Origin of the sequence: Paenibacillus sp. FSL R5-0636, from assembly GCF_037974255.1 — a bacterium.
Classification (GTDB): Bacteria; Bacillota; Bacilli; order Paenibacillales; family Paenibacillaceae; genus Paenibacillus_AQ; species Paenibacillus_AQ odorifer.
The window spans coordinates 1-11,713 of record NZ_CP150232.1; the positions used below are offsets into that span (position 1 = coordinate 1).

Here is an 11,713-nt window from a genome sequence, read left to right on the forward strand (position 1 = left end):
GTGGACAGCCATACTTCCGAATTATGGCAGCAAATTTTATCGATTATTCAAACCAAATTAAGCAAGCCGAGCTTTGATACCTGGTTTAAGGCTACTAAAGCGATAACCTTCAACTCCCAGGTTCTCATTATCTCGGCACCTACAACGTTTGCTGTAGAATGGCTGGAAAGTCGTTACACCAAACTGGTAGGAGCAACCGTCTACGAAGTCACAGGGAAACAAGTGGATGTAAAATTCGTGATTGAAGAAAGCAAGCCGCCTGAGCTTGTGGTTCAGCAATCCGCTCCGACTCCCGTAGTATCAAGAGAAGAAGCACAAACGCATCTGCTTAATCCAAAGTACACTTTTGACACCTTTGTAATCGGCTCTGGGAACCGCTTTGCGCATGCAGCCTCACTGGCAGTGGCCGAAGCACCAGCCAAAGCATACAATCCCTTGTTTTTATACGGTGGTGTAGGTCTGGGCAAAACCCATTTGATGCACGCAATTGGGCACTATGTCCTGGAACATAACCCAAATAACAAGGTAATTTACATCTCGTCTGAGAAATTCACGAATGAATTTATCAATTCGATCCGTGATAACCGCGGTGAAAGCTTCCGTAACAAGTATCGTAATGTTGACATTTTGCTTATCGACGACATTCAATTCCTCGCTGGAAAAGAGTCTACACAGGAGGAGTTTTTCCATACTTTCAATGCGCTCCACGAAGAACGCAAGCAAATTATCATCTCCAGCGACCGACCACCAAAGGAAATTCCCACACTGGAAGAACGGCTGCGTTCCCGGTTCGAATGGGGCTTGATTACGGATATTCAACCACCAGATCTGGAGACCCGGATTGCGATTTTACGCAAAAAGGCTAAGGCAGAGAACCTTGATATCCCTAATGAGGCCATGATGTATATTGCCAACCAGATTGACACCAATATTCGTGAGCTTGAGGGTGCATTAATCCGGGTAGTTGCTTATTCTTCGCTTACCAACCAGGATGTTACCACTCATTTGGCAGCTGAAGCGCTCAAGGATATTATTCCTTCCAGTCGTCCCAAGATGATCACCATCGCTGATATTCAGCAAAAAGTCGGAGAATACTACAATTTGCGCCTTGAAGACTTCAAAGCACGCAAAAGAACCAAAGCCGTAGCGTTTCCACGTCAAATCGCAATGTATCTATCCCGTGAACTAACGGATTATTCACTGCCTAAGATTGGTGAGGCTTTCGGAGGACGTGACCATACGACCGTCATTCATGCGCACGATAAAATTACACAGGCATTAAAGGTCGATCAGGAGTTGTACAAAGTGGTAAATAATCTTGCGGAGAAAATTAAAAATCCTTCCTAAGAGGAACAAAGAGCCTATACACAATCTATACACATGTGGGTAGGCTTAATTTTATGCTGTTTGGTGGGGTTATCCACATATTCGTCGCCCCTACTACTAATACTATTAAATAACTATAATAATTCATCATGTAAAGACGCGTAATTAACAGACTCAAATCCATCGAAATTCCCAATTTTTCAGCTAGGAGTGAAATCATGAAAATAAGCATTCTTAAAAATGAGCTCAACGAATCCATTCAACACGTATCCAAAGCTATATCCAGCAGAACAACAATCCCTATTTTGACCGGTATTAAACTGGAAGTTAGCCATCAAGGCGTCACATTAACTGCAAGTGATACCGATATTTCTATTCAATCGTTTATTCCAGCAGAGAATGACAGCCACACCATCGTGAAGATAGATCAGCCAGGAAGTGTTGTTCTTCCCGCTAAATTTTTCGTCGAGATTATTAAGAAGCTGCCCTCCAAAGAAATCCACATGGAAGTAAAAGAAGGATTCCAAACGTACATTTCTTCCGGATCCACTGAGATTCAGATGGTAGGTTTAGACCCTGAAGAATTCCCAGTGTTGCCGAGCATTGAAGAGAATGACACGATCTCTCTACCAGGTGATTTGCTGAAAAATATGATTAAACAAACAGCCTTTTCTATTTCTACCCAAGAGACAACTCCGATATTAACGGGTATACTATGGAATCTGAGCGACAATGAGTTTAAGTTTACAGCGACTGACCGTCACCGCTTGGCAACAAGAGCTGCTAAACTTGAAGGCACGGAAAATGTCAATTTCGGAAATATTGTTATTGCCGGTAAAACCCTTAATGAGCTCAGCAAAATTATCCCTGACCAAAATATGCTGGTTGATATTGTCGTTGCGGATAATCAAGTTCTCTTCAAAATCGACAAAGTACTGTTTTATTCACGGATCCTTGATGGGATTTATCCTGATACTTCTAGAATTATTCCAACAACCTACAAAACAGAACTAACTTTAGATACAAAAAAATTAAGCGAATCGATTGATCGTGCTTATTTGCTGTCCCGGGAAGAAAAAACAAATATTGTTCGTATGCAGACGCTTGATCAAGGCGGTATTGAAATTTCTTCAAGCTCATCAGAGCTGGGTAAGGTTCGCGAGGAACTTGAAGTCATTGATTTCAAAGGTGAACCTCTCAAAATATCTTTTAACTCGAAATATATGCTTGATGTATTAAAGGTCATAGAGAGTGAACAGCTCGTTATTGCATTTACAGGGATGATGAGTCCAATCATTTTGAAACCACTTGACCAAACCAATAGCTTGTATATCATTTTGCCTTACCGTACAACAAATTAATGCCAACATTCATGAACATGTGGATAAGTGGCTGAAAGGATAAAAACCATGAAAAAAATACTTATCCACAGTGGATACATTAAGCTGGACCAATTTCTGAAACTCGCAGATTGTGTATCCACAGGTGGAATGGCCAAAGCTTTATTGCAGGAAGGTCACGTACTGGTCAACGGAGAGGTAGAGGAACGGCGCGGAAGAAAACTTTATCCGGGTGACAAAATCGAAGTGCAGGATAACGGGACCTTTGAGGTTGAAGGCGGAGGAGTAAAAGAGTAGTACGCTAGGGGAGGAACCATTTCGTGTTTGTTAAAAATATCGGTCTGCAGCATTATCGGAATTACGGGCTGCTGCGTCTGGAGAGCCTGGGCGATGTGAATCTGATTCTGGGTCAGAACGCCCAAGGCAAAACAAACCTCATGGAGGCATTGTTCGTCCTGGCGATGACCAAAAGCCACCGTACCTCTAAGGACCGCGAACTTATCTCCTTCGATGCCCCCGGAGATGCAGCTCAGATCGTTGCCGAGGTAGAACGAAAGTATGGCGATCTCAAGCTGGAGCTCACCCTGTCTGCCAAAGGTAAAAAAGCCAAGATCAATGGCTTGGAGCAGCGGCGCCTTAGTGAGTTTGTTGGATCTCTGAATGTGGTCATGTTTGCACCGGAAGATTTAGAGATTGTAAAAGGGACCCCTGGTATCAGACGACGTTTTCTTGATATGGAGATCGGCCAAGTCCAGCCTAGTTATCTATTTCACCTACAGCAGTATCAAAAAATTCTCTTGCAAAGAGGTAATCTCTTAAAGCAATTATGGGGAAAAGAGGCTGCAGGGAAAGAGCTTCTGGAAATCTGGGATGCTCAACTTGTAGAGCATGGTGTTAAAATCGTCAAAAAAAGGAAACAATTCATAAAGAAGCTGCAAATATGGGCTGAAAGCATTCACCGGGGGATTACGAACGGCGGAGAAGAACTGAAATTGCTCTATGTCCCCTCTTTCGGCGATCGGGATGAGGAAGATGAAGCTGTCTTATTAGACAATTTTATGTTAAAGTTATCACAAACGAGAGAACAAGAAATCAGGCGCGGCATGACGCTGACGGGTCCCCATCGGGATGACCTGTCCTTTTTTATCAACGGAAGGGAAGCTCAGGTCTACGGTTCTCAAGGACAGCAGCGTACCACGGCTTTATCGCTTAAGCTGGCGGAAATCGAGCTGATCCATGAAGAAATCGGAGAATATCCTGTGCTGCTTCTTGATGATGTTTTATCCGAGCTTGATCCTTACCGCCAGACCCAGCTTATTGAAACCTTTCAAAGCAAGGTACAGACATTCATTACCGCTACCGGAATTGAGGGTCTGAATGCCGATAAATTAAAGGGCGCCAGCCTATTTCATGTTCATGATGGAAAAGTTGAGTTATAAAAGAGCGGAGGACGATCATGTATATTCATTTGGGCGGGGAGAAGATCATTAGGTCTTCGGAGTTAATTGCTATATTTGATATTTCGATTGAGAAATCTTCCAAGGTATCTAAGCAATTCGTTATTCACTCTGAGCAGGATAAGAAGCTTGAGCGGATTGGCGAAGAGGAAGCAAAATCTATTGTCGTAACTAAAAATATCGTGTATTACTCCCCCATTTCCTCCTCCACTCTTAAAAAAAGAGCCAAAATTTTGCTCGAAATATAACTTGCATTTGGTAACAAAGAGATAATCAGAAAGAAGTAGGTGAAGGCATGTCAATGAATCAACCGACATATGATGAGAGCCAGATTCAGGTACTGGAAGGGCTGGAAGCGGTTCGGAAACGTCCGGGCATGTATATTGGTTCGACTAGTTCTAAAGGTCTCCATCACTTGGTATGGGAGGTCGTCGATAATAGTATCGATGAGGCACTCGCAGGTTATTGTGACCGGATTCAAGTGATTATACATGAGGATAACGCGATCACTGTTATCGATAATGGACGTGGCATACCTGTAGGTGAGAATGTAAAGCTTAAGAAGTCGACGCTTGAAGTCGTAATGACCGTGCTGCATGCAGGCGGTAAATTCGGCGGTGGCGGATATAAAGTTTCCGGTGGTTTGCATGGTGTGGGTATCTCTGTAGTAAATGCCTTGTCTGAAAAGGTCCTTGTTAAGGTCAAACGTGACGGTCATATCTACCAACAGGAATATAGACGCGGTGCACCGCAGTATGATATCAAAATTGTTGGCGATTCAGATGAGACAGGAACGACTACAACCTTTCATCCGGATCCTGAAATATTTACGGAAACCACAGTTTTTGAATATTCGACACTGCTTACTCGTATTCGGGAGCTAGCTTTTCTTAACAAAGGAATCGAGCTTTCGCTTCATGATGAGCGGACGGATGTCACCAACGTGTTCAAATACGAGGGTGGTATCGTTGAATATGTGAAATATTTGAATGAGAAAAAAGAAGCACTACATGAGGATCCGATCTACGTGGAAGGCTCACGCGATATGATCCAAGTTGAAGTGGCTCTCCAATATAACGATTCGTATACTGAGAACATCTACTCTTTTGCGAATAATATTAATACGCATGAGGGCGGAACGCATGAATCCGGCTTTAAAAGTGCGCTGACCCGTATCATCAACGATTATGCTCGTAAAGCGGGAGTACTGAAGGATAGCAATTCGAATCTGACTGGTGATGACGTGCGTGAAGGATTGACAGCCATTATTTCTGTCAAAATTCCAGATCCACAATTCGAAGGTCAAACGAAAACTAAGCTCGGAAATAGTGAAGTGCGGGGTATCGTAGAATCACTGTTCGGAGAAAAATTACAAGAGTTCCTGGAAGAAAACCCAGCAGTATCACGTCGCGTTCTTGAGAAATCACTTTCCGCTTCACGCGCACGAGAAGCTGCCCGTAAGGCACGTGAGTTAACCCGTCGGAAGAGTGCGCTTGAAGTCAGTGCTCTGCCTGGTAAACTCGCCGACTGTTCATCCAAGGATGCCTCGATCAGCGAACTATACATCGTCGAAGGTGACTCAGCGGGTGGATCGGCTAAGCAAGGCCGGGATCGCCATTTCCAAGCGATTCTACCGTTGCGTGGTAAGATCCTAAACGTTGAAAAAGCTCGGCTTGACCGTATTTTATCTAACGCCGAGATTCGCGCCATCATTACGGCTTTGGGCACAGGGATCAGCGATGACTTTGACTTATCGAAGGCTCGCTACCATAAAGTCGTTATTATGACCGATGCCGACGTCGATGGAGCCCATATTAGAACGCTATTACTAACGTTCTTCTATCGTTACATGCGGAAGCTAGTAGACGCGGGTTATATCTATATTGCACAGCCTCCTCTCTTTAAGATTGAGCGCAATAAGGTTATCCGCTACGCAGGCAGCGAGAAGGAACGCGATGATATTATCGCTTCTTTTGGAGAAAATGCTAAGGTTAACGTCCAACGTTACAAAGGTTTGGGAGAGATGAATGCAACCCAACTTTGGGACACAACGATGGACCCTGAGACCCGTATGATGCTCCAGGTTACGATTGAAGATGCGATGCTGGCAGATAGTATTTTTGATACACTTATGGGTGACAATGTTGAACCAAGACGTGACTTTATCCATGAGCATGCCAAGAACGTTAGATACCTTGATGTGTAAGAACAATATTTAATACAACCTCCGGCTTCTATTCCTAACGGAATGAGAACGCTGGAGGTTCTTTGATTTCAAGCTTCTTTTTAGGCTCTTGTAGATTGTTTATTGCGGGTCGAATAAGGGGATTTTCTTGCTTTTACACGTCCATAGGCTACGGCATAGCGATGTATTTTACGATAGATTGATTTATCAGGAAATAATTTGAATACAGCAATGGACGGAAGAGTGTTGACTTCCAGCAGCCACATATCCAGATGTTGATCCATGGCAATATCCAGACCAATCTCTTTGATTCCTGGATAGGCAGATTGAAGCTGTGTCGCGATTTGTATACCCAAAGCTTTTAGGTGATTGATCGTAACTAGGACTTCAGAGGGCGGCATATAATTTTTTAGTAGAGTACTTACGGAAAGGATACTGCCTCCACTGTGATAATTGGTGACGATTTTTTGAGGGGCAGCTACTCTTCCAAGCATTCCTGTTGTTTCCCATACTCCTGATGGAGTCTTTTGGGTAAGAACCCGAAGATCAAAAGGGCGGTCTTGATGACGCAGAAGGTCAATCCCTTTTTGAATCAAATAGGTTCGATTCTGAATTCGTTTCTGTAAGTTCTCATACAGCTCTTCTGGTGAGAAAAACACTTCCGCAGTCTTCCCATATCTTAAAATATACAAGATCTGTTCTTCGGGCTCTTCTTTATTAACGTTATCGATGTCGGTACCGTGTTCAGCTTTCTGTTTGCTAGTGCTAAGAGTTACAGTACGCTGCTCAGCTCTCATTACACCGATACCATAACTTCCCCGATCAGGCTTAATATAGACCATTGTATATAACGCAAGCATTTCCTTAAGAGCATTGACATCGAATTTACGGGTATCAGGCACATATTGCAATAGAGAGTGATTTTGAAGGATGACTTTCGTTTTAGCCCATTTGCTTGGGACGCGTTGAATCTTCATTATCTTCCTCCTTATGAGTTTTGTGCAGGAATAGGTCCTTTGGGTTCCTTGTTGTAAAAAATGCAGTGGCAGCATAATCTTTGACAGCTGAAAATCAGGACAAGCTACCTAAACAATGGTATAATATAAGGATATGGGGTTATGCCTTATCGAACGATATTAGGATAATAAAACCGTGTTTCTTGTCTTTACAGTCTATGTAGTAAAGATATTTGCGGAAAGGGCAAATACCCTGATAAGCGCAAAAAGAAATCAATATTAGAAGATAAAAGGCTATCATGTTTAATTGTGCTACTTTTGTGAAAGTAATATAATTAAGGGTAGCGGTTTTTTAACTGAAGGAGGTCCAGCAACTCATGGCTGAACAAAATAACCCACAAGTCAAAGATCGGGACATTGGCGTGGAAATGCGTGAATCCTTTATGGATTACGCAATGAGCATCATTGTTAGCCGGGCTTTGCCAGATGTGCGGGACGGACTCAAGCCGGTTCACCGACGCATTTTGTTTGCGATGTCGGAGCTTGGAATGTCTGCGGATAAGCCTCATAAGAAATCTGCAAGAATCGTTGGTGAGGTTATCGGTAAGTACCACCCTCACGGTGACTCAGCTGTCTATGAAACAATGGTACGGATGGCTCAGGATTTCTCGATGCGCTATATGCTTGTAGACGGTCACGGGAACTTTGGTTCGATTGATGGTGATATGGCCGCGGCGATGCGGTACACAGAAGCCCGTCTTTCCAAGATTGCAGGCGAAATGCTTCGTGATTTGAACAAAGAGACAGTTGACTTCGCACCCAACTATGATGGTGAAGAGAATGAGCCGGTTGTATTGCCAGCCCGTTATCCGAATCTGCTCGTAAATGGGGTATCTGGTATTGCTGTAGGTATGGCTACTAATATTCCACCGCATAACCTTGGTGAAGTTATCGATGGTGTGCAGGCGATGATTAAGAATCCTGATATCACGCCAATGGAATTGATGGAGTTTATCCAAGGTCCGGATTTCCCTACGGCTGGATATATTTTGGGTCGTGAGGGCATTCGTCAGGCTTATCGTACGGGGCGTGGTTCAGTAACCATGCGTGCGAAGGCAACGATCGAAGAGAACAACGGCAAGGCTCGCATCATTGTGCATGAGCTTCCATATCAGGTTAACAAAGCAAGATTGGTTGAGAAAATCGCAGAATTAGTACGTGAGAAACGGATCGAAGGTATAACGGATCTTCGAGATGAGTCTGACCGTAACGGTATGCGTGTAGTTGTTGAGATGAGACGCGATGTTAATCCAAATGTAGTATTAAACAATCTATATAAACATACTTCTATGCAATCCACATTTGGGATCAACATGCTTGCCATCGTAAATAACGAGCCGAAAATTCTTAATCTGCGTGATGTGCTTTATCATTATTTGCAGCACCAGATTGAAGTTATTCGTCGTCGTACTATATTTGATCTTAAAAAAGCTGAAGCACGCGCTCATATCTTAGAAGGTTTGCGCATTGCGCTTGATCATCTGGATGAAGTGATTGCGTTAATCCGTGCTTCGCGGACAACTGATATAGCCCGCGAAGGATTAATGAGCACCTTTAGCCTCAGTTTAGAGCAGGCTCAGGCTATCCTCGATATGCGGATGCAACGTCTGACCGGTCTGGAACGGGAAAAGATCGAGAATGAATATAACGAATTGATCGTTAAAATTGCAGAGTACCGTGAAATTCTGGCTAACGAGCATCTTGTACTGGAAATCATCAGCAACGAGCTGCAGGATATCCGTGATAGATATTCTGATGAACGCCGGACAGAGATTACGGTTGGTGAAGAAAGTATCCTGGATGAAGACCTTATTCCACGTGAAGAGGTTGTTATCACTATTACACATACAGGATATATCAAACGTCTACCTGTCAGCACCTACCGCAGTCAGAAGCGCGGAGGTCGCGGAGTCATGGGGATGGACACCAAGGACCAGGATTTTGTGGAGCATCTCTTCGTGAGTAACTCTCATAACTATCTGATGTTCTTTACCGATAAGGGTAAAGTTTACCGGATTAAAGCTTATGAGATCCCAGAATTGGGCCGTACAGCCCGGGGGACACCAATCATCAACCTGATTCAAATCGAACAAGGTGAGAAGATTAGTGCGGTAATCCAAGTGGAAGATGGCGATAGCGACAAATATTTATTCTTTGCTACCCGCGAGGGTATCGTGAAGAAGACGCCTCTTGGGGATTATAACAACATCCGTAAAGGCGGTCTTATTGCTATTAATCTTCGTGAAGAAGATTCCCTGATCGAGGTTAAGCTGACTGATGGACAGCAAAATCTCATTATCGGTACAGCTCGCGGAATGTCGATTACGTTCTCAGAGAATGATGTGCGTTCTATGGGACGTAGCGCGACTGGCGTTAAGGGCATTACGCTTGACGGTAATGACCATGTCATTGGTATGGACTGTGTCGATAAAGAGCTTGAGGTTCTGATTGTTACTACCAAGGGTTATGGTAAACGGACACCAGCCGGTGATTATCGTTCCCAGACTCGTGGTGGTAAAGGGATCAAGACCATTAATCTCACAGATAAGAATGGTCCTGTAGTGGGTCTTAAGGTCGTTAAGAAGGATGAAGACTTAATGATCATTACGACTAGCGGTACCCTGATTCGTACCAGCATGGATGGAATCTCTACTATGGGCCGTTATGCTCAAGGGGTTAAGCTGATTAACATCCGCGAGGATGACGCAGTAGCTACCCTGTGTAGAGCTGACAAGAACGAAGAGGATGAATCTGAGGAAGTGGAAGGTCTGGAAGGCTTGGAAGGGCAAGAAGGCCTGGATGGGCAAGATACAGTCGAGGAATCTGGCGATATTGATCAGCCTGAGATTCTGACTGAGGACGAAGACACTGACTTAGAATAGGTTGAATTCAAAAAAGAGCAAGGGCTTCTATTCCAGAAGTTCTTGCTCTTTTTGCTGCTTTTTGAATGACCGATGCTTCATAAAATAAAATAAATATTTTGAAAGAATAGTTTTCACTGCACTAGTGTCTTCCATTTTTCCGTACTATAATTAGCCAATAGAATCCTATAAAGTACTAATTTCTCAGAAATTATCTGTCTTATCAATGTGAGGTAATGCTGGGTGTACGGCTTATAGAAATTAAGGGGCTGAGTATATGCCAAATATATTGGTTGGAGAAGTTAAAGCAGGCTCAAAGATAATAAAGGATGTAATTACACCTTTAGGGGGGACTTTATTCACTAAGGGAAAAATATTGCTCCCTCGTGATCTAGATATTTTACAGGCTTTTTTGATTGGGCAAGTGGAAATCGAAGGTGACCAAGGTGAGGCGAGTTCGGATGGAGCCAAAACAACAGCTAAGCAAGCTTCCCCTAAAGCTGGAGCCATTATCAACGAATCGATGTTGGCCAAGACTAATTCTCCTCTACATGATGAATACGATAAACTGCTCACTCTTATTAAGAACAGCTATCGATCGGTAACGGCAGCTTCACTTCCTATTTTTGAGCTGCGCAGTCAGTTAGAGACACTAATAGGTTATTTAAAGGATTATCATGTCTTGAAGTTTACACCGCGTACTTTAAAATATGAGGATTACAACTATCACAATGCTGTGTTGTCCGCGTTGACCTCCTATAAAATCGCTCAGTGGTGTGGGTACCCACAAAAGGATTGGATGCAGATTGCTTTTGCGGGATTATTACATGATATCGGCAATGCTAAAGTAGACAGCTCACTTTTACAGAAACCGGAGTCGCTTAACAATAGTGAAATAGAAGAGGTTCGCCGACACACTACATATGGTTATCAATTATTACGCAATGTTACAGCGATTAATGAAGGGGTAAGACTTGCCGCCTTGCAGCATCATGAGAAGGTTGATGGCTCTGGTTATCCATTGAAGCTGGATGGCAGTCAGATTCATTTCTACGCTAAAGTAGTCGCAGTAGCAGATATATTCCATGCTATGACCTTAGAAAGAGCCTACAGAAGAGCACAGTCTCCTTATTTGGTACTAGAGCAGATTCTGACAGAAAGCTTCGGTAAGCTTGACCCAGTGATTGTGCAGACGTTTATACAGAAGAGCACTGATCTCTTTAATGGCACTAGAATCAAATTAAGTGATGGCCGTCATGGGGAGATTATCTTCACTGATCGCGCAAACCCTACACGTCCGATGGTTAAAATTGAAGATACGATAGTTAACTTGATGTTGGAACGTGAATTGTATATTCAAGAGATCATTGCTTAGGGGGTAGTTACAAGGGAATAAGGCTGTGCTAGCCATTATATATCGCAGTATTGAGGCTTATGGCAGCACAGTCTCTCATTTATCTATTATATTTCAAAAAAAGACTTGCAATGCTTCTCTATACATGATATATTCTAAGTCCGGCCAAGAAAT

9 protein-coding genes are annotated in these 11,713 nt (G+C 43.3%); 8 read left to right on the forward strand and 1 reads right to left on the reverse strand.

Going from position 1 to position 11,713, the window contains the following annotated elements:
* The 6 genes from dnaA to gyrB all read left to right on the forward strand — a co-directional run bounded on the left by dnaA (position 1) and on the right by gyrB (position 6,329).
* Positions 1-1,347, forward strand: a complete 1,347-nt coding sequence (gene dnaA, locus MKX34_RS00005; RefSeq protein ID WP_036677741.1) for a chromosomal replication initiator protein DnaA — start codon at positions 1-3, stop codon at positions 1,345-1,347.
* Between the two features lie 197 nt (positions 1,348-1,544).
* Complete coding sequence (gene dnaN, locus MKX34_RS00010) at positions 1,545-2,687, forward strand: DNA polymerase III subunit beta (RefSeq protein ID WP_036677739.1); 1,143 nt, start codon at positions 1,545-1,547, stop codon at positions 2,685-2,687.
* 48 nt (positions 2,688-2,735) lie between these two features.
* Positions 2,736-2,963: a S4 domain-containing protein YaaA gene (gene yaaA / locus MKX34_RS00015; protein ID WP_036677736.1), complete on the forward strand. Its 228-nt coding sequence runs from the start codon at positions 2,736-2,738 to the stop codon at positions 2,961-2,963.
* 23 nt (positions 2,964-2,986) lie between these two features.
* Positions 2,987-4,105 (forward strand): DNA replication/repair protein RecF, encoded by a 1,119-nt coding sequence (gene recF / locus MKX34_RS00020; RefSeq protein WP_036677733.1) that lies wholly within the window; start codon positions 2,987-2,989, stop codon positions 4,103-4,105.
* A gap of 17 nt (positions 4,106-4,122) precedes the next feature.
* Positions 4,123-4,371, forward strand: a complete 249-nt coding sequence (locus MKX34_RS00025) for an extracellular matrix/biofilm biosynthesis regulator RemA family protein (protein WP_036677731.1) — start codon at positions 4,123-4,125, stop codon at positions 4,369-4,371.
* Between the two features lie 47 nt (positions 4,372-4,418).
* Positions 4,419-6,329, forward strand: coding sequence for a DNA topoisomerase (ATP-hydrolyzing) subunit B (gene gyrB, locus MKX34_RS00030; protein WP_036677726.1), 1,911 nt, complete (start codon positions 4,419-4,421; stop codon positions 6,327-6,329).
* An 80-nt stretch (positions 6,330-6,409) separates the two neighbouring features.
* Here the strand turns inward: gyrB and MKX34_RS00035 are convergent, their stop codons facing one another.
* The gene (locus tag MKX34_RS00035) at positions 6,410-7,285 is read right to left on the reverse strand and encodes a YheC/YheD family protein (protein ID WP_076273001.1); all 876 of its coding nucleotides are present in this window, start codon (positions 7,283-7,285) and stop codon (positions 6,410-6,412) included.
* Between the two features lie 356 nt (positions 7,286-7,641).
* On the opposite strand from MKX34_RS00035, the gene gyrA reads away from it, so the two are divergent.
* Entirely contained in the window at positions 7,642-10,206 is a 2,565-nt protein-coding gene (gyrA, locus tag MKX34_RS00040; RefSeq protein ID WP_036677722.1) for a DNA gyrase subunit A, read from the forward strand.
* A 256-nt stretch (positions 10,207-10,462) separates the two neighbouring features.
* The gene (locus MKX34_RS00045) at positions 10,463-11,560 is read left to right on the forward strand and encodes an HD-GYP domain-containing protein (RefSeq protein WP_038567989.1); all 1,098 of its coding nucleotides are present in this window, start codon (positions 10,463-10,465) and stop codon (positions 11,558-11,560) included.
* Positions 11,561-11,713 lie beyond the last annotated feature (153 nt).

Coding starts and splice junctions, on each gene's coding strand:
- gyrB (WP_036677726.1), top strand. CDS start 4,419: ATGTCAATGAATCAACCGACATATGATGAGAGCCAGATTCAGGTACTG.
- MKX34_RS00045 (WP_038567989.1), top strand. CDS start 10,463: ATGCCAAATATATTGGTTGGAGAAGTTAAAGCAGGCTCAAAGATAATA.
- MKX34_RS00035 (WP_076273001.1), bottom strand. CDS start 7,285: ATGAAGATTCAACGCGTCCCAAGCAAATGGGCTAAAACGAAAGTCATC.
- yaaA (WP_036677736.1), top strand. CDS start 2,736: ATGAAAAAAATACTTATCCACAGTGGATACATTAAGCTGGACCAATTT.
- MKX34_RS00025 (WP_036677731.1), top strand. CDS start 4,123: ATGTATATTCATTTGGGCGGGGAGAAGATCATTAGGTCTTCGGAGTTA.
- gyrA (WP_036677722.1), top strand. CDS start 7,642: ATGGCTGAACAAAATAACCCACAAGTCAAAGATCGGGACATTGGCGTG.
- dnaN (WP_036677739.1), top strand. CDS start 1,545: ATGAAAATAAGCATTCTTAAAAATGAGCTCAACGAATCCATTCAACAC.